The organism is Teichococcus aestuarii, assembly GCF_003116135.1.
Taxonomy (GTDB): Bacteria; Pseudomonadota; Alphaproteobacteria; order Acetobacterales; family Acetobacteraceae; genus Pseudoroseomonas; species Pseudoroseomonas aestuarii.
In genome coordinates this window covers 186,985-204,354 of record NZ_PDOA01000003.1, presented here as the reverse complement: position 1 = coordinate 204,354, position 17,370 = coordinate 186,985, and the positions used below count along the sequence as shown (strand labels likewise).

Below are 17,370 nucleotides of genomic sequence, written 5' to 3'. Positions count from 1 at the left end.
TTGTGCCGCTGCTGTCCCTCCGTGGCCTGAGCAAGCGCTTCGGCCAGACCCTCGCGCTCGACCGCCTCGACCTCGATGTGGCGGCGGGCGAGTTCCTCACCCTGCTCGGCGGCTCCGGCTCCGGCAAGTCCACCCTGCTGCGGGTGGTGGCGGGGTTCGAGGCGGCGGATGCGGGGGCGGTGCTGCTGGAGGGGCGCGACCTCTCCGGCGTGCCGCCGCACGCCCGGCCGCTGAACATGATGTTCCAGTCCTATGCCCTGTTCCCGCATCTGAACGTGGCCGCCAACATCGCCTATGGCCTGAAGCGGGATGGCGTGCCGCGCGCCGAACGCGCCGGCCGCGTGGAGCAGGCGCTGGCCATGGTCGGGCTGGAGGGCTTCGGCGGGCGGCTGCCGCACCGTCTCTCCGGCGGGCAGCGGCAGCGCGTGGCGCTGGCCCGCGCCCTGGTCAAGCGCCCGCGCCTGCTGCTGCTCGATGAACCGCTCGGCGCGCTGGACGCCAACCTGCGCGAGCGCACCGGCTTCGAGCTGCGTGCCCTGCAACGCGAGACGGGGGCCGCCTTCATCATGGTGACCCACGACCAGCAGGAGGCGCTGGCCCTGGCCGACCGCGTGGCGGTGCTGGAGCATGGCCGCGTGGTGCAGCTCGGCGCCCCGCGCGCGGTCTATGACCGGCCGGCGACACGCTTCGTCGCCCAGTTCCTCGGCACGGCCAATGTGCTGGAGGGCCGTGCCGCCGGCGAAGGCTTCGACTGCCCGGGCCTCGCCGCCACGCTGCGCCCGGAGGGGGCGCTGCCGCCGGGCACCACGGCTTGCGCCCTGCGGCCCGAGCGCATCGCGCTCCGCCCTGGCGCGCAGGGCCCGAACAGCGCCGGCGGCGTGGTGGAGGAGGTGGCCTTCCGCGGCGATGACAGCCTGCTGCTGGTGCGCGCCGAGGGCGGCGCGCTGCTGCGCGTGGGCCATGCCGAGGAGGATGGCCCGCCGCCGCCGCGTGGCAGCGCCGTGCGCCTGGGGTGGGAGGCGGCCTCCGTGGTGCCGCTGGCCGGCTGATGCACGCCGCGCTGCGCGCCATCCTGCGCCCCTTGCCGCTGGCCGTCCCGTCGCTGTGGCTGGCGCTGCTGGTGGCGGCGCCGCTGCTGGTGGTGCTGGTGCTGGCCTTCGCCTGGCCGGCCGAGAGCGTGCCGCCCATCGCCCCGCCCTGGGGCGCGGAGGGGCCGAACACCGAGCCCTTCGCCCTGGTGCTGGAGGATTCCTTCTACCATGCGGCCTTCGCGCAGGCGGCGCTGGTGGCGGCGGGCACGGCGGCGCTCTGCCTGCTGCTGGGCTTCCCCATGGCCATGGGCCTGGCGCGCGCCAGGCCCGCCTGGCGGCTGCCGCTGCTGATGGCGGTTCTGCTGCCGTTCTGGACCGGCTTCCTGCCGCGCCTCGGCGCCTGGATCGGCCTGCTGCGCGACGAGGGCTGGGTCAACACCGTGCTGCAATCCCTCGGCCTGATCACCGATCCGCTGCCGCTGCTCTATTCCTGGCCGGCGCTGTTCCTCGGCATGGCGCATGCGTACCTGCCCTTCGCCGTGCTGCCGCTCTATGCCAGCCTCTCGCGCCGGGACCCGGCGATGGAGGAGGCGGCGGCCGATCTCGGCGCCACGCCCTGGGCGGTGTTCCGCACCGTCACCCTGCCGCTGGCGGCGCCGGGGGCGGCGGCGGCCTTCCTGCTGGTGTTCATTCCGGCGGCGGGGGAATACGTCATCCCCGAGCTGCTGGGGCCGCCGGGGGCGCAACTCGTCGGCCGGGTGCTGTGGCAGGAATTCTTCCAGAACCGCGACTGGCCGGTGGCGGCGGCGCTGGCGGTGCTGCTGCTGCTGGCGCTGCTGCTGCCCATCCTGCTGTTCCAGCGGCTGGAGGCGCGCCGATGAGCCGGGGGACGGGACAGGGCGGCATGGCGCGGCTGGGCCTGATGCTGGGCCTCGGCTTCCTGTGGCTGCCGGTGCTGCTGCTGGCGGGCTACGCCTTCAGCGGCAGCCGCATCCCCTTCCAATGGGGCGGCTTCTCGCTGCGCTGGTTCGCCGCCCTGGCCGAGAATGAGCGGCTGCTGGAGGCCGCCTGGCTGTCGCTGCGCGTGGCGCTGGGCTCGGCCACGCTGGCGGTGCTGCTGGGCGGCGCCACCGGCTGGGTGCTGGCGCGGCGCGGGCCGTTCCGCGGCCGGGCGCTGTTCGGCGTGCTGGCCGGCGCGCCGCTGGTGCTGCCGGACGTGGTGATGGGCCTCTCCCTGCTGCTGCTCTTCGTGCTGCTGGAGGGCGCCACGGGCTGGCCCGCCGGGCGCGGCGCCACCACCATCCTGCTGGCGCACGCCACCATCGGCGCAGCCTATGTGGCGGTGCTGGCGCAGGCGCGGCTGGCCGAGATGGCGCCCGAGCTGGAGGAGGCGGCGCGCGACCTCGGCGCCGGTCCGGCCACGGCCTTCGCCACCGTCACCCTGCCGCTGATGGCGCCGAGCCTGGCGGCGGGCTGGCTGCTGGCCTTCACCCTCTCGCTGGACGATGTGGTGGTAGCGAGCTTCGTCTCCGGCCCTGCCGGCACCACCCTGCCGATGGTGGTGTTCTCCATGCTGCGGCTGGGGCTGACGCCGGAGGTGAATGCGCTCGCCGTCATCATCCTGGCGCTGGCGGGCCTGGGCGGCGGCCTCGCCCTGCTGGCCATGCGCGGCCTGCGCAGTCTTTGAACCTTCCGTGTGCCCGGCTTGCCGGCCGGGCGCCGCATCCCAGATCGAATTTGTGGACGACCTGGCTGCGCATGGCGTGGTGGTCACATCCTACCATATGGCCACCCGGCTGCCGTTGCCCGGGCCTTCCGTGAAGCGAATGCCGCGCCCCCGGCGCGACAGGCAATCGAACACGGCGCCGCGGCGCGGCGCGGGAGGACGACAATGGCCACGACCTGGACCGAGGCGCCCGACATGGCCCGGCACGAACCCGCCATACATCGGATCGGCAGCACGGAGGTCGGCCAGGCGCTGGCCCTCGGCTGGCGGGATTTCCTGGCCAACCCCACGCAGCTCGTCTTCCTGGCGATCCTCTATCCAATCATCGGCCTGATCGCCGCGCAGCTCGCGGCGGGCCGGGATGTGATGCCGCTGTTCTGGCCGCTCGTCTCCGGCTTCGCCCTTCTCGGGCCGGTCGCGGCGCTCGGCGTCTATGAGCTGAGCCGGCGCCGCGAGCAGGGCCAGCCGACCCGTTGGACCGATGCCCTGGCGGTGCGCCACTCCCCGGCCCTCACCTCCATCATCGGCCTCGGCGTGCTGCTGCTGGCCATCTTCGTCGCCTGGATCTTCACCGCGCGGGCGATCTACGGCATAACGCTGGGCGATACCCCGGCCACCGCTACCGATTTCCTCAGCCGGGTACTCTACAGCCGCGAGGGGCACCAGCTGATGCTGCTGGGCAACCTGGCGGGCTTCCTGTTCGCGGTGCTGGTGTTCTCCCTCACCGTCGTCTCCTTCCCGATGCTGCTCGACCGTGCGGGGCGGGGCCTGCCGGTCAACGCACGCATGGCCATGCGCGCCTCCCTGCGCGCGGTGCGGACCAATCCGGGCCCGTTGGCGCTGTGGGGCTTCCTCATCGCCTTGTTGCTGGCTCTGGGCAGCCTGCCCCTCTTTGTCGGCCTGGCGGTGGTCGTGCCGGTGCTGGGGCATGCCACCTGGCACCTCTACCGCCGGATCGTCCGCGACTGAGCGCCGGAGGCCGGCCGCCTCCGGACCCGCCCTGGGTTCCGGAGGCCCCCAGCTAGGCCCCCAGCCAGGCACCCGATCCAGGCACCCGAGCCAGGCAGAAGAGGGCCGGCTTCGTCATTCCCGCACCGCCATCCGGCCAGCATGCCGCGCAGGGGGAACCCCCGCGGCGGCGGCCTGTTTGTCTTTCTGCAACAAGCTTCTGGCCGGCAGGCAGGGCGGAGTGGCCGTCCTGGAGTCTCTTTTCCGGAAGTCTCCGATGCCGGCGCAGGCCGCAGATGAGCCGCCGATGCCTGTCTGTGCCGGCAACAGGCAGGGGCCGGCAGCAAAGAGGGGCCGGCAGCAAAGAGGGGCCGGAAGCAGAAAGGGGAAAGACAGCATGGGTGACGAACACCGCACGAGCGGACCGCGGCCGCAGGGGCTGGGGGCACAGGGCCCCGGCAACGCACATGGCATCCCCGCCGATCATGAGCCCGATGTGGAAGGGCGGCCCTTCAGCCCGGAGGGTGGCCGGCCCGCGCAGGACCCGGACGCCATGGCCAGGAAGGTGCTGAACCGCACGCCGCCTGGCCCTGCGTCTGATGACGGTGCGGGGTCGGAGGGGGCCGGCGGCGACAGCTAGGATACCGCTGGCGAAGATGAGGTCCCTGGAGGGGGCTGGTGCTGTTCCCGGCACACCCTCTCTGCGGACGATGCCGGCCCTGCCCGAGAACGATGGCCATTGAGCCCGGCGTCCGGGTGGCCGGAACGTCCGGCGAGCCGTCTCGTGACTCCGGAGGAATGTCGATGCTCATACCCCGCAGCATTCACGCCCTGATCGACTATATCTATGGCGTCGTACTAATCGGAATACCGTACTTCCTCGGCTTCGCCTGGCAGGAACCGGCACGCATGGTGTTCTGGGCCTTCGGCTTCGGGGCCATCCTCTACAGCCTGCTGACCAATTACCGGCTGGGTCTGCTGAAGCTGATCCCTTTCCGCATCCATCTGGTGCTGGATGTGGTGGCGGCGCTCGCCCTGCTGGCCTCCCCCTGGCTGCTCGGCTTTTCGGAGGAGGTCTGGGTGCCGCATGTGGTGCTCGGGGTGCTGGCGATCGGTGTCGTGCTGCTGAGCCGGAGGACGGATGACACCTTGCCCGCTCCGCTGCGCGACTAGGGCCGCTCCCCCGCGGGCAGGGCAGGGGCTGCCAGAGCGGTGGCGGAACGGTCGGCCCGGCCTTGGCGCCGCGCCATGGCGGAATCGGCCCCGCCGGGCGGCATGGCGCCTTGTCGGGGCGGCCGGCTGGGGTCTAGGGTCCGCCGTCTTTCGAGTTGGACCCATCCTTCCATGAACCTGATCGCCGAGCGGCTCGACCGCATCGCCCCCTCCCAGACCATCGCCATCACCGCCAAGGCGCGGGCGCTGAAGGCCGAGGGCAAGAATGTCATCAGCCTCTCGGCCGGGGAGCCCGATTTCGACACCCCCCGCAACGTCAAGGACGCGGCGATCGCGGCGATCGAGAAGGGCGAGACCCGCTACACCGATGTCGCCGGCACCAGGGCGCTGCGCGAGGCCTGCGCCACCTATTTCCGCCGCGAGCACGGGGTGGAGTACAAGCCGGAGGAGATCGTCGTCTCCACCGGCGGCAAGCAGGTGATCTTCAACGCCATCCTGGCCACCATCGACGCCGGCGACGAGGCGATCATCCCGGCGCCGTGCTGGGTCTCCTACCCCGACATCGTGACGCTGGCCGAGGGCAAGCCGGTGATCGTGCCGGCCGGGCAGAACCAGGGCTTCAAGATCACGCCCGAGCAGCTCGAGGCGGCGATCACGCCCCGCACCAAGTGGTTCATGCTGAACAACCCCTCCAACCCCACCGGCGCCGCCTACAGCGCGGAGGAGCTGAAGGCGCTGGCCGAGGTGCTGCTGCGCCACCCGGACATCTGGATCTTCACCGACGACATCTACGAGAAGCTGACCTATGGCGGCTTCAAGGCCCGCACCCTGGTCGCGGTGGAGCCGCGCCTGAAGGAGCGGACCGTGACGATGAATGGCTGCTCCAAGGCCTACGCCATGACCGGCTGGCGCATCGGCTTCGCCGGCGCGCCGGTGAAGCTGATCAAGGCGATGGACAAGCTGCAGGGCCAGTCCACCTCCAACACCTCCTCCATCTCGCAGGCCGCCGCCGTCGAGGCGCTGACGGGGCCGCAGGATTCGGTCGAGGCGATGCGCGTCGTCTATGAGCGCCGCCGCGACCTGGTGGTGGGGCTGCTGAACCAGGCGCCGGGCATCCACTGCATCGTGCCCGAGGGCGCCTTCTACGTCTTCCCCTCGATCCATGGCTGCCTGGGCAAGACCACGGCCTCCGGCAAGAAGATCGAGACGGACGAGGATTTCGTCACCGCGCTGCTGGAGGATGAGGGCGTCGCCGCCGTGCACGGCTCGGCCTTCATGTTCCCCGGCCATTTCCGCATCAGCTACGCGACCGACGACGCCTCGCTGACCGAGGCCTGCACGCGCATCCAGCGCTTCTGCGCCGGGCTGAAGTGACCTGAGCGGAGGGGGAGGGCGGGCGGCGCGCCGCCCGCCCTCCGCCGGGCGCGGGGTGCCTCAGCCCAGCTTCAGCACGATGCGGCCATCGATCGCGCCGCGCTCCATGCGGGCGAAGATGTCGTTGATCTCCTCCAGCCGGCCCCAGCTGAAGTGGGATTCCACCTTGCCCTCTCCGGCGAAGGCCAGCGCCTCCTCCAGGTCCTGCCGCGTGCCGACGATCGAGCCGCGCACGGTGATGCGCTTCAGCACCGTGTCGAAGATCGGCATGGCGAAGCGGCCCGGCGGCAGGCCGACCAGCGCCATGGTGCCGTGCGGCCGCAGCATGGCGAAGGCCTGCTCGAAGGCGGCGGGCGAGACGGCGGTGACGAGCACGCCATGCATGCCGCCCGCGCGGCGCTGCAGCACCTCGCCCGGGTCTTGCTCCCGCGCGTTCACCACCAGGTCGGCGCCGAGGTTGCGGGCCAGCTCCAGCTTCTCCGGGTGCACGTCCACGGCCGCCACGTGCAGCCCCATGGCCCGGGCATACTGCACCGCCATGTGGCCAAGCCCGCCGATGCCGGAGATGGCCACCCACTCGCCGGGCCGCGCCTCCGTCTCCTTCAGCCCCTTGTAGACGGTGACGCCGGCGCAGAGCACCGGTGCGGCCGGGCCGAAATCCAGCGCGTCCGGCAGCAGGCCGACATAGTCCGGATCCGCCACCACGTATTCGGCGAAGGTGCCGTTGACCGAGTAGCCGGTGTTCTGCTGGCGGGCGCAGAGCGTCTCCCAGCCGGTGCGGCAATGCGGGCAGCCGCCGCAGGCGGTGTGCAGCCAGGGCACGCCGACGCGGTCCCCCTCCCGCACCCGCCGCACCCCGGCGCCCAGCGCGGCCACATGGCCCACCCCTTCATGCCCCGGGATGAAGGGCGGGCGCGGCTTCACCGGCCAGTCCCCCTTCACCGCGTGCAGGTCCGTGTGGCAGACGCCGGTGGCGGCGAGGCGGACCAGCACCTGGCCGGGCCCGGGCTCGGGCACCGGCACCTCCTCGATCGTCAGGGGGGCGCCGAATTGCCGCGCCACGGCGGCCCGCATCATCCTGGCCATCTGCCAATCCTTCTGCTGCGTGCGGCACGCTACGGGGCGGGGCGGCAGGGCGCCTTGCGCTGCATCAAGCGCGCGCCACCTTGGCGCGCGGCGCGGCCGGGCCTAGGCTGCGCCCCCTTGTTCGCCTGACATGTCGGAGATCATCCCAGCCATGCCCGCCCTCGCCGGTCGTCTGAACGACATTGCCGTCTCCGCCTCCGTTGTCATGGGCACCCGTGCCCGGGCGCTGGCCGCCGAAGGCAAGAAGGTGATCAGCCTCGCCGCCGGCGAGCCCGACTTCGCCACCCCCGCCCATGCCATCGAGGCGGCGCACCAGGCGGCGCTCTCCGGCGACACCAAGTACCCGCCGACCGACGGCACGCCGGCGCTGAAGAAGGCGGTGCAGAAGAAGTTCAAGCGCGACAACAACCTCGACTACGCGCTGGACGAGATCATCGTCGCCAATGGCGGCAAGCAGATCATCATGGACGCGCTGCTCGCCACCTGCGACCAGGGCGACGAGGTTCTGATCCCCGCCCCCTACTGGGTCAGCTACGCCGACATGGCGAAGCTGGCGACGGCCACGCCCACCTTCGTCAACTGCCCGCAGAACAACGGCTTCAAGCTGCGCCCGGAGGATCTGGACGCGGCCATCACGCCGAAGACCAAGTGGCTGTTCCTGAACTTTCCGAACAACCCGACCGGCGCCGCCTGCTCCCGCGCGGAGATGCAGGCGATCGCGGCGGTGATGCTGAAGCACCCGCATGTCTGGATCCTGACCGACGACATGTACGAGCACCTCGTCTATGAGGGCGGCTTCTGCACCATCGCCGATGTCGAGCCGCGGCTGAAGGACCGGGTGCTGACGGTCAACGGCACCTCCAAGACCTATGCCATGACCGGCTGGCGCGTCGGCTTCGCCGGCGGCCCGAAGCCGCTGATCAAGGCGATGACCAACATGCAGGGCCAGCTCACCAGCGGCATCAGCACCATCAGCCAGGCCGCCGCCGTGGCCGCGCTGGAAGGGCCGCAGGATCTGGTCGCCGAGCGTGCCGCCATCTACCGCGAGCGGCGCGACCTGGTGGTGGAGATGCTGAACCAGGCCCCCGGCATGGTCTGCCACAAGCCCGAGGGCGCCTTCTACGTCTACCCCGACATCGCCGGCTGCATCGGCAAAACCAGCAAGGGCGGCCGCAAGCTGGAGACGGACACCGACTTTGCCCTGGCGCTGCTGGAGGAGAAGCTGGTGGCCACGGTGCAGGGTACGGCTTACGGCATGAGCCCCTATCTGCGCATCTCCTACGCCACCGACACGGAGAGCCTGCGCGAGGCCTGCGCGCGCATCCAGGAGTTCTGCCGGGAGCTGGCGTGAGCGGCGCCGGCTTCACGCTGCGCGCCGGGCGGGACGCGGACGCGGCGGATTTCATCCGCCTCGTCGGCGATGCCTGGGGCGAGTACCCGAACTGCATCCTCGACGTGGATGGCGAGGTGCCCGAGCTGCGGGCGCTCGCCAGCTACTTCGCGGCGGCCGGCGGCGCGCTCTGGGCGGCGGAGGCGGCGGGGCGCGTGGTGGGCATGGTGGCCACGCGGCCGCTCGGCTCCGATCGCGCCTGGGAGATCTGCAAGATGTATGTCGAGAAGGCGCAGCGCGGCACCGGCCTCGCCCATGCCCTGCTCGGCGGCGCGGAGGAGCATGCCCGCGCCCAGGGCGCGCAGCGGATCGTGCTCTGGACGGACACCCGCTTCGAGGCGGCGCACCGCTTCTACGAGAAGCGCGGCTATGTCCGCTCCGGCTCCATCCGCATCCTCGACGACATCTCGAAATCGCTGGAATTCCGCTACGCCAAGCCGCTGGTCGGGCTGGCGGTGGAGGCGCTGGACGCCGCCGCCGCCGCCAGCGCCGAGCGCAGCCTGGCGGAGATGCTGGTGGCCTGCGTGGCCGATGGCGCCGCCACCGGCCACCTGCCGCCGCTCTCCCTTGAGACGGCGCGCGCCTTCTGGCGTCGCGTCTCGGGCGAGGCGGCGCTGGGCAACAAGCTGCTGCTGGTGGCCTGGCAGGAGGGGCGGGTGGCCGGCACGGTGCAGCTCAACCTCGCCATGCCGCAGGACCAGGCGCACCGCGCCGTGGTGGAGCAGCTCCTGGTGCATCCGGATTTCCGCCGCCGGGGCATCGGCCGGGCGCTGATGCAACGTGTGGAGCAGGCGGCGCGCGGCATCGGCCGCTCGCTGCTGACGCTCGACATCCGTGCCGGCGCCGCGGCCGAGGCGCTGTGCCGCAGCCGGGGCTGGGTGGCGGCGGGGCGCATCCCGGGCTTCTCGCGCGATGCCACGGGCGCGCTGACCGACCAGCTGCTGCTCTACCGCACGCTCTGAGGGCCGGGCCGGGAGGGGGGCACCCCTTCCGGGCCGCCCGCCCTTGTCCTACGCTGGCGGAATGATCACGCCGGAATACTGCCGCGCCATGGCGGCCTACAACAGCGAGATGAACCGCCGCTTCTACGCCGCCGCCTCCGGGCTGGACGAGGCGGCGCGGACACGCCCGCGCGGTGCCTTCTTCGGCTCGCTGCATGGTACGCTCTGCCATCTGGTCTGGGGCGACATGCAGTGGATGAGCCGCTTCGATGGCGGGCCGCCGCCGCCGGCCAGGCTGCCCGAGAGCGCCGGCATGATCCCCGGCTTCGCCGCGCTGGAAGCCGCCCGCGTGGCGCTCGACGCGCGCATCGAGGCCTGGGCGGCGGGGCTGGACGCGGCGCGGCTGGCGGGCGACCTCACCTGGTACAGCGGCGCCGCCGGCCGCGAGGTGACCCGCCCGATGGCCCTGCTGGTGGTGCATTTCTTCAACCACCAGACGCATCATCGCGGCCAGGCCCACGCCCTGCTGACGGCCGAGGGCGCCCGGACCGGGGATACCGACCTGTTCCTCGTGCTGCCCTGACCCGCGCAAAGCGGGCAGGGGGGGGCGAAAACTCCCCCGCGCCTTCCGTGTTCTCCCCGCGACACGCAAGGGAGACCACGACATGCCTGACATTCAGCAGAGCAAGATCCTGATTCTCGCCACGGACGGCTTCGAGGAATCCGAGTTGTTCGTGCCGCTGGAGAAGCTGCGCGCCGCCGGTGCCACCGTGCATGTGGCCGCGCCCGGCAAGACCCGCGAGCCCGGCAGCATCGTCGCCTGGGACGGCCAGAAGCAGCCGGAGGACTGGGGCCGCAAGGTGCCGGTGGACCGCAAGCTGGAGGAGGCCGCCGCCGATGACTACGACGCCATCGTGCTGCCCGGCGGCGTGCTGAACCCGGACCAGCTGCGCGTGAACCCCGCCGTCATCGGCCTGGTGCGGGACTTCGCCGCCAAGGGCAAGGTGGTGGCCTCGATCTGCCACGGCCCGTGGATCCTGGTGGAGGCCGGGCTGGCGAAGGGCCGCAAGATGACCTCCTTCGCCTCGATCAAGACCGATGTGCAGAATGCCGGCGCCAACTGGCTGGACCAGGAGGTGGTGACCGACCAGGGCATCGTCACCAGCCGCTCGCCCGAGGATCTCGATGCCTTCGTCGCGAAGATCATCGAGGAGGTGCGCGAGGGCAACCACGGCCCCCGCCGCGCCGCCTGAACGGCCTGTGCGAAACCGGGCCGGGGGAGGCATCCCCCGGCCCTTTTCACGTCCTCAGCGCAGGAACGGCCCGACCGCCGCGAGCACCGCCTCCGGCGCCTCCTCGGCGAGGTAGTGGCCGCTGCGCACCGGGCCGCCGCTGACCGGCCCGGCGGCATAGCCCTGCCACAGCTCCAGCGGCCGGTACCACTGGCCGATCTTCCCCTTCTCGCCCCACAGCACCATCAGCGGGCAGCGGATCTTCTCCCCCGCCGCGCGGCTGGCGCGGTCATGCTCCAGATCGATGGTGGCGGCGGCGCGGTAATCCTCGCAGATGGCGGTGACGGTGCCGGGCCGGCGCAGCGCGGCGAGGTAGTCGGCACGCGCCTCGGGGTGGAAGAAGCCCCTGTCCTTCGGCTCGCGCGAGGTCTGCAGGTCGAACCAGTCCTCGACGTCGCGCAGGATCATGCGCTCCGGCAGGTCGTGCTTCTGCGCCAGGAAGAACCAGTGGTAGTAGCCGAGCGCGAAGGCCATGTCGGTGCGCTCGAAATGCTCGATCGTCGGCACGATGTCGAGCAGGGCGAGGCGCTCCACCGCCTCCGGCGCGTCCAGCGCCAGTCGGTGCGCCACACGGGCGCCGCGGTCATGCGCCAGCACGCGGAAGCGCTCATGGCCGAGGCCGCGCATCAGACCCAGCATGTCGGCCGCCATGGCGCGCTTGGCGTAGGGCGCATGGTCGGGGGTCGGTCCCGGCTTGCCGGAGAAGCCGTAGCCGCGCAGGTCCGGGCAGATCACCGTGTGGCGCTCGGCCAGAAGGGGCGCGACGCGGTGCCACATGGCATGGGTCTGCGGGTTGCCGTGCAGCAGCAGCAGGGGCGGGCCCTCGCCCCCCCGGCGCAGGCGCAGCGTCTGGCCCGCGACATCGCGTTCCTCCAGGACGAATCCCTCGAAGATCATGCCGTTTCCTCCTCTCCGGAGGGCTCAGCCCAGCACGGTATAGACGCCGAGCGCCAGCCCCGCCGCGCAGAAGCCCATGGACAGGCCCGGCCAGATGCTGCGGGGGCCACGGCTGGCCAGCAGCAGGTTGAAGACCAGCGACAGCCCGAAGCCCACCGCGGCGGTGGTCAGCGGCCGCATGTAGATGCCCCACACCAGCAGGCCTATCCACAGGAAGAAGGCCAGCCTGGCCAGGAGCTTCCAGATCGTGTCGGCCGCGTCGGAAGCCGGGCGCAGCTCTGGCACGTTGGAGCGGGTGTGGATGAAGGCACCGCCCGAGAGCAGCAGCAGCGCGGGAATGAAGGTGTCCATGCCTCAGCCGGGTAGCCAAGCCGGCGCCCCTTGCCAAGCCGCAAAGATGGGCCTGCCTGAGCTCAGCCTGCGCCGCCGCAGGATTTCCTGTCGCCGCCGCGCAGCAGCAGGGGGCAGTAGGGGCATTCCTGGCGTTCCGGCAGGCGGTAGAGCAGGCAGCAGACCTTGCGCCAGTGCTGCGGCCCCTCCGGCCCTTCCAGCAGGCGCATCGGCTCGTGCAGCGGGTTGGCCGAGCCATCTGGCCAGTGCGTGGCCTCGATGACGGCCTGGCCTGGCGCCGCGCTGCCGGGCGGCGCGCCCTCGGCGGTGGCGGCCTCCCGCACGATCCAGGCGAAGTAGCTGGCGGCGTTGGCCCAGAGCACCCGGGGCGCCAGCCGCGCCTCGGCCGCCCAATGCGCGATCAGCGGCGCCAGATGCTCCTGCACCAGCGGCGCGAAGCGGGCGAAGGCGTCGGCCGGGGGCGGCGCCTCGCGCCCGGCATCGGGCAGGGCGATGGCGGCGGGCATGCCCTGCTCGGTCAGCATCACCGCCCCGCCCTGCGGCGCCAGCGGCAGGCTGCGATGCGCCAGCAGCAGCGTCAGCACCACCGGCGGGATCAGGGTGTAGAAATAGTGCCGGCTCCACAGTGAGAGCAGGGCACGCCGGTCCTGCCCCGGCTGGCGGCGCAGCAGCGGCGCCAGGATCGCCTCCACGCCGCCGGGCGCCATCAGCGTGGCCAGCGGCAGCGAAGGGCCCGGCGTGCCCAGCGGCACCAGCCCTGCGCCGGCGCGGGTCAGGGGGCCGGTGAGGAAGGGGAAAGGCGTCATGCGCCCCTGCATAGCGCGGATGAGAAGCGTTCGCATCCAATTTCCGCGGCGGCGGGGCAATTGGCCCCGCCGCCGGCCCCGCGCTACTCCACCTGCACATTGGCGGCGCGGATCACCGCCGCCCAACGCGCGATCTCGGCCTCCAGGAAGCGGCCCGCCTCCTCCGGCGTGCCACCCACCGTCTCGAAGCCCATGCCTTCCAGGTTCCGCACGGTGGCCGGCTCCCGCACGATGGCGGCGATCTCGGTCGAGACGCGGCGCACGATCTCGGGCGGCGTGCGGGCCGGCGCCAGCAGCAGGCACCAGGTGGAGGAGACGAAATCCGGCACGCCGGCTTCGGCAAAGGTCGGGATGTCCGGCGCGAAGGGCGGGCGGGCGGCGCTGGCGATGGCGAGCGGGCGGGCGTTGCCGGCCTCGAATTGCGGCCGCAGGGTCGAGTAGGTGTCGAACATGGCGCTGATGTTGCCGGCGATCAGGTCCTGCAGCGCCGGCTGGGTGCCGCGATAGGGCACATGCACCAGCCGGGTGCCGGTGCGCGCCTGCAGATCCTCCATCGTCAGGTGCGCCGCCGCGCCGATGCCGCTGGAGCCGAAGTTCAGCGCTCCCGGCTTGGCCTTCGCCTCGGCCAGGAGCTCGGGCAGGGTGCGGGGCCGCATCTTCCCGCTGCCGGCCAGGATCAGTGGCGCCGAGACGACATGCGAGACGGGGGCGAAATCCGCCACGGGGTCGAAGGGCAGGCGGCCCTTGAACAGCGTGGCGTTGGCGGCGTGCGCGCCGATCACCATGACGAAGGAATAGCCATCGGGCGGGCTGCTGGCGACGACCCCGGCGCCCAGGATGCTGTTGGCGCCGGGGCGGTTCTCGATGACGACCGGTTGGCCGAGGCGGCGGGAAAGCTGCTCGCCGACCAGGCGGGCGGCGATGTCGGTGGTGCCGCCCGGCGCATAGGGCACGACGATGCGGATGGGCCGGGCCGGCCAGGCCTCGGCCCGGGCCCCGCCGCCGGGCGCCAGCGCGGCGAGGCCCGCCGCGCCTAGCGTGAGCGCCTGGCGGCGCGGGAGGCCGGGTGTGAAGCTGCTGGGCATGGACGTTTCCCCTGTCTGTCGTTCGTTGCCGCCCCACTCTGCCGCAGGACAGCCGCCGGGCAAGCCGGTAACGAAGCCAGACTCGGGAAAGACCGCGTGCCTCAGCCTTTCAGCAGGTGGCGGCTGGCGCGCCGCAGCAGCCAGCCCTGCAGGCCCGGCGCCTTGTGGATGGCGTCGCGCAACGCCTTCAGCTCGGCCTCCGCGCGGGAGCGGGCGAGGGCGGCCTCCACCGCGTGGCCGCGGGCGATCTGCCGTTCCTCCTCCAGCGTGGCGAGGCGGCGCGCCACCCGGCTCCTCTCGCCCTCCGGCCCCTGGCTGATCTCGCGCAGCAGGGCGCGGGCCTCCTCCAGCTCCTGCCGCAGACGCTCGACCTCACCCTGTGCGGCCGCTCCCTGAGGTGGCGCCGAGGACGGGCCGGCCAGACGAGGAGCGCGGGTGTTCGGGATGCTCTTGGAACGCTTGCGGCCCATGCCGGCTTTCCCCTCTCTGCCAAGCCAGGGTCGATACCCTTCCTGGCCGCATGGGGAAAGGCCAACGTCACCGAAAGCGGGAAGCCAAAAAAAGAGGCCCGGAAAACAGAGTTTTCCAGGCCAGTCATACAGGGAGGCTTCACGTCTGGGAGACGAAGGGTCAGAGACCCTTTCCGACCTAGTCGCCGGATGAAGAGACCCTAATGTGCGTCGCAGCATGCGCGTAGGTCGAATATCGCCACTCCGCCATGCGTTCCGCGCATGATGAAGTTTTCGCGTCCTCCCTCAGCCGTTGAGGCTGGCCAGTTCGGACACCAGGAAGTCGCGGAACACGCCGACACGCTTGGAATGCCGCATCTCTTCCGGATAGACGAAATAGGCGTCGATGCGGGGCGCCTTGAGGTCGCCCAGCACCGGAATGAGGTCGCGCAGGTCGTCGCCCATGTAGTCGGGCAGGGCGGCGAGGCCGAGGCCGGAGCGCACGGCGTGCAGCATGGCGGGCAGGCTGTTCACCTCCACCGCCGCGCGGCGCGGGCTTCCGGGGCGGCGCCCGGCTTCCAGCAGCCAGTTGATGCTTTCCACCGGTGGCCGGTAATCGCCATAGACGATCAGCCGGTGGGCATCGAGATCCTCGGCCCGCTGCGGGATGCCGGCCTGCTTCAGGTATTCCGGCGAGCCCACCACCTTCCAGCCGAAGGTGGCGACATGCCGCTGGATCAGGTCCGGCTGCTTCGGCGGGTGCATGCGGATGGCGACATCGGCCTCGCGCATGGCGAGGTCGAGATCGGCGTCGTCCAGCAGCAGCGTCACCGTCACGTCGCTGTGCAGGCTCATGAAGCGGCGCAGGCGCGGCGCCAGCCAGGTGGTGCCGAAGCCGGTGGTGGTGGTCACCTTCAGCCGGCCTGCGGCGCGTTCCCGGCTCTCGGTCAGCAGCGCCTCGGTCATCGCCAGCTTGGCGAAAACCTCCCGCACGGTGCGGTTCAGCGTCTCGCCCTGCTCCGTCAGGATCAGGCCGCGCGCATGGCGGTGGAAGAGGGGCACCTGCAGCGCCTCCTCCAGCGCCTGGATCTGGCGCGAGACGGCCGACTGGCTGAGGTTCAGCGACTCACCCGCATGGGTGAAGCTGCCCGCCTCGGCGACGGCGTGGAAGACCCGGAGCTTGTCCCAATCGAGCGGCATGGCGGGTCAGGCGGCTTCGGCGGTGGCGGCGGCGTCCTCGCGCTCGGCGAGGAACTTCTCCGCCTCCAGCGCCGCCATGCAGCCGGTGCCGGCGGCCGTCACCGCCTGGCGGTAGACACGATCCTGCACATCGCCGGCGGCGAAGATGCCTGCCCGGCTGGTCCGCGTCGAATCAGGGGCCGTCACCAGATATCCTTCCGCATCCATGTCCAGCTGTCCCTTGAACAGGCTCGTGGCCGGGGCATGGCCGATGGCGACGAAGACGCCATCCACCGCCAGTTCCCGCGCCTGGCCGGTGTCGCGGTCGCGCAGGGCGAGGCCGCGTGCCACGGGCGTGCGCCCCCCGGTCTCCGCCAGGACCTGCTCGGTCAGCGTGTTCCAGAGGATCGTCACGTTGCTCTTGGCCATCAGCCGCTTCTGCAGGATCCGCTCCGCCCGTAGCGTGTCGCGGCGGTGAATCAGCGTCACGTGCCGCGCCAGGTTGGAGAGGTAAAGCGCTTCCTCCACCGCGGAGTTGCCGCCGCCGATCACTGCGACGTCCTTGTTGCGGTAGAAGAAGCCGTCGCAGGTGGCGCAGGCCGAGACGCCGAAGCCGGAAAGCTCCTTCTCGCCCGGGATGCCCAGCCACTTGGCCTGGGCGCCGGTGGCGATGACCACGGCCTCGGCCTCGTAGCTGTCGCCCGAATCGCCGGTGCAGCGGAAGGGCGGGCCGGCGGCGAAGTCGACGGCGGTGATCAGGTCGTGGTGGATGCGGGCGCCGACATGCTCGGCCTGCTCGCGCATCTGCTCCATCAGCCAGGGGCCCTGGATGGGGGCGGCGAATCCGGGATAGTTCTCGACCTCGGTGGTGATGGTGAGCTGCCCGCCCGGCTGCATGCCGGCCACGATCAGCGGCTCCAGCCCGGCGCGGGCGGCGTAGATGGCCGCCGTGTAGCCGGCGGGGCCGGCCCCGAGGATCAGAAGGCGGGTGCGGTGAAGTTCAGACAAGGGCTTGGTCCCGGAATCGCTCTGTTGTCGCAGGATATCGGAAAGAACCCGTTTCCCCGCAACCCGATGCCTTGAATAGAAGGGCTCGTGCAAGGATATTGCGCCTGAAACGCCGCTCGAGCAACGAAACGGTTCCGATGAAGCCTGAAACGATCGACAACCTGGATGCGGTAGACCGCCAGATCCTCGCGGAACTTCAGGCCGATGGCCGGATGACCAATGTGGAGCTGGCCCGGCGGGTGGAGCTCTCCGCGCCGCCCTGCCTGCGCCGGGTGCGCCGGCTGGAGGAGGGCGGCATCATCCGCGGCTACCATGCCGACATCGACCCCGTGGCGCTGGGCTGGCAGATCACCTTCTTCGCGGTGGTGGGGCTGGAGAGCCAGAAGCACGCCATCCTCTCCGCCTTCGAGGCGGAGGTGACCACCTGGCCGGAGGTGCGGGAATGCCACATGATCCGTGGCGGAGGCGATTTCCTGCTGCGGCTGGTGGCGCGCGACACGGCGCATGAGAACGCCCTGACCAACCGCCTGACCGCCGCGCCGAATGTGGGGCGGGTGACGACGCTGCAGACCATCCATACCGCCAAGGAAGTGCCCGGCGTGCCGCTGGACGTGAAATAAGGAAGCGTACGGCA

General features: G+C 71.5%; 19 protein-coding genes. 11 read left to right on the top strand and 8 right to left on the bottom strand.

Features of this window, described 5'->3' with window-relative positions:
* Nucleotides 1-2 precede the first annotated feature (2 nt).
* From CR165_RS06380 to CR165_RS06355, 6 genes are all read left to right on the top strand, one after another.
* Entirely contained in the window at nucleotides 3-1,049 is a 1,047-nt protein-coding gene (locus tag CR165_RS06380) for an ABC transporter ATP-binding protein (RefSeq protein ID WP_109516138.1), read from the top strand.
* A complete protein-coding gene (locus CR165_RS06375) occupies nucleotides 1,049-1,912 on the top strand; it encodes an ABC transporter permease (RefSeq protein ID WP_109516137.1) in 864 nt (287 codons plus the stop codon). Before CR165_RS06380 ends, CR165_RS06375 begins: the two co-directional genes overlap by 1 nt.
* A complete protein-coding gene (locus tag CR165_RS06370) occupies nucleotides 1,909-2,718 on the top strand; it encodes an ABC transporter permease (RefSeq protein ID WP_109516136.1) in 810 nt (269 codons plus the stop codon). The genes CR165_RS06375 and CR165_RS06370 overlap by 4 nt, the downstream gene beginning before the upstream one ends.
* A gap of 204 nt (nucleotides 2,719-2,922) precedes the next feature.
* Nucleotides 2,923-3,726: a DUF2189 domain-containing protein gene (locus tag CR165_RS06365; protein WP_109516135.1), complete on the top strand. Its 804-nt coding sequence runs from the start codon at nucleotides 2,923-2,925 to the stop codon at nucleotides 3,724-3,726.
* A 783-nt stretch (nucleotides 3,727-4,509) separates the two neighbouring features.
* Nucleotides 4,510-4,878 carry an SPW repeat domain-containing protein gene (locus CR165_RS06360; protein ID WP_146201838.1) on the top strand — a complete coding sequence of 123 codons (369 nt, stop codon included), beginning with the start codon at nucleotides 4,510-4,512 and terminating at the stop codon, nucleotides 4,876-4,878.
* Between the two features lie 171 nt (nucleotides 4,879-5,049).
* The gene (locus CR165_RS06355; protein WP_109516133.1) at nucleotides 5,050-6,252 is read left to right on the top strand and encodes a pyridoxal phosphate-dependent aminotransferase; all 1,203 of its coding nucleotides are present in this window, start codon (nucleotides 5,050-5,052) and stop codon (nucleotides 6,250-6,252) included.
* A gap of 60 nt (nucleotides 6,253-6,312) precedes the next feature.
* On the opposite strand, the gene CR165_RS06350 is transcribed toward CR165_RS06355, so the two are convergent.
* Complete coding sequence (locus CR165_RS06350; RefSeq protein ID WP_109516132.1) at nucleotides 6,313-7,338, bottom strand: zinc-dependent alcohol dehydrogenase; 1,026 nt, start codon at nucleotides 7,336-7,338, stop codon at nucleotides 6,313-6,315.
* A 151-nt stretch (nucleotides 7,339-7,489) separates the two neighbouring features.
* Between CR165_RS06350 and CR165_RS06345 the strand changes: the two genes are divergently transcribed.
* The 4 genes from CR165_RS06345 (at nucleotide 7,490) to CR165_RS06330 (ending at nucleotide 10,922) form a co-directional block, all read left to right on the top strand.
* Entirely contained in the window at nucleotides 7,490-8,689 is a 1,200-nt protein-coding gene (locus CR165_RS06345) for a pyridoxal phosphate-dependent aminotransferase (RefSeq protein WP_109516399.1), read from the top strand.
* Nucleotides 8,686-9,690: a GNAT family N-acetyltransferase gene (locus CR165_RS06340; RefSeq protein WP_245906177.1), complete on the top strand. Its 1,005-nt coding sequence runs from the start codon at nucleotides 8,686-8,688 to the stop codon at nucleotides 9,688-9,690. Before CR165_RS06345 ends, CR165_RS06340 begins: the two co-directional genes overlap by 4 nt.
* Before the next feature lie 61 nt (nucleotides 9,691-9,751).
* Nucleotides 9,752-10,252 carry a DinB family protein gene (locus CR165_RS06335; protein WP_109516130.1) on the top strand — a complete coding sequence of 167 codons (501 nt, stop codon included), beginning with the start codon at nucleotides 9,752-9,754 and terminating at the stop codon, nucleotides 10,250-10,252.
* Between the two features lie 82 nt (nucleotides 10,253-10,334).
* On the top strand, nucleotides 10,335-10,922 hold the full coding sequence (locus tag CR165_RS06330; RefSeq protein WP_109516129.1) for a type 1 glutamine amidotransferase domain-containing protein: 588 nt from the start codon (nucleotides 10,335-10,337) through the stop codon (nucleotides 10,920-10,922).
* 54 nt (nucleotides 10,923-10,976) lie between these two features.
* Here the strand turns inward: CR165_RS06330 and CR165_RS06325 are convergent, their stop codons facing one another.
* The 7 genes from CR165_RS06325 to trxB all read right to left on the bottom strand — a co-directional run bounded on the left by CR165_RS06325 (nucleotide 10,977) and on the right by trxB (nucleotide 16,736).
* Nucleotides 10,977-11,858 carry an alpha/beta fold hydrolase gene (locus tag CR165_RS06325; RefSeq protein ID WP_109516128.1) on the bottom strand — a complete coding sequence of 294 codons (882 nt, stop codon included), beginning with the start codon at nucleotides 11,856-11,858 and terminating at the stop codon, nucleotides 10,977-10,979.
* Between the two features lie 24 nt (nucleotides 11,859-11,882).
* Nucleotides 11,883-12,209, bottom strand: a complete 327-nt coding sequence (locus CR165_RS06320) for a multidrug DMT transporter permease (protein ID WP_109516127.1) — start codon at nucleotides 12,207-12,209, stop codon at nucleotides 11,883-11,885.
* A 62-nt stretch (nucleotides 12,210-12,271) separates the two neighbouring features.
* Nucleotides 12,272-13,051 carry a siderophore-iron reductase FhuF gene (gene fhuF / locus CR165_RS06315; RefSeq protein WP_109516126.1) on the bottom strand — a complete coding sequence of 260 codons (780 nt, stop codon included), beginning with the start codon at nucleotides 13,049-13,051 and terminating at the stop codon, nucleotides 12,272-12,274.
* Between the two features lie 47 nt (nucleotides 13,052-13,098).
* Nucleotides 13,099-14,100: a tripartite tricarboxylate transporter substrate binding protein gene (locus tag CR165_RS06310; RefSeq protein ID WP_109516125.1), complete on the bottom strand. Its 1,002-nt coding sequence runs from the start codon at nucleotides 14,098-14,100 to the stop codon at nucleotides 13,099-13,101.
* Nucleotides 14,101-14,201: 101 nt separating this feature from the next.
* Complete coding sequence (locus CR165_RS06305) at nucleotides 14,202-14,570, bottom strand: hypothetical protein (protein ID WP_109516124.1); 369 nt, start codon at nucleotides 14,568-14,570, stop codon at nucleotides 14,202-14,204.
* 285 nt (nucleotides 14,571-14,855) lie between these two features.
* Nucleotides 14,856-15,749, bottom strand: coding sequence for a LysR family transcriptional regulator (locus tag CR165_RS06300; RefSeq protein ID WP_109516123.1), 894 nt, complete (start codon nucleotides 15,747-15,749; stop codon nucleotides 14,856-14,858).
* 6 nt (nucleotides 15,750-15,755) lie between these two features.
* The gene (gene trxB, locus CR165_RS06295) at nucleotides 15,756-16,736 is read right to left on the bottom strand and encodes a thioredoxin-disulfide reductase (RefSeq protein ID WP_109516122.1); all 981 of its coding nucleotides are present in this window, start codon (nucleotides 16,734-16,736) and stop codon (nucleotides 15,756-15,758) included.
* Between the two features lie 137 nt (nucleotides 16,737-16,873).
* On the opposite strand from trxB, the gene CR165_RS06290 reads away from it, so the two are divergent.
* On the top strand, nucleotides 16,874-17,356 hold the full coding sequence (locus tag CR165_RS06290; protein WP_109516121.1) for an Lrp/AsnC family transcriptional regulator: 483 nt from the start codon (nucleotides 16,874-16,876) through the stop codon (nucleotides 17,354-17,356).
* Nucleotides 17,357-17,370 lie beyond the last annotated feature (14 nt).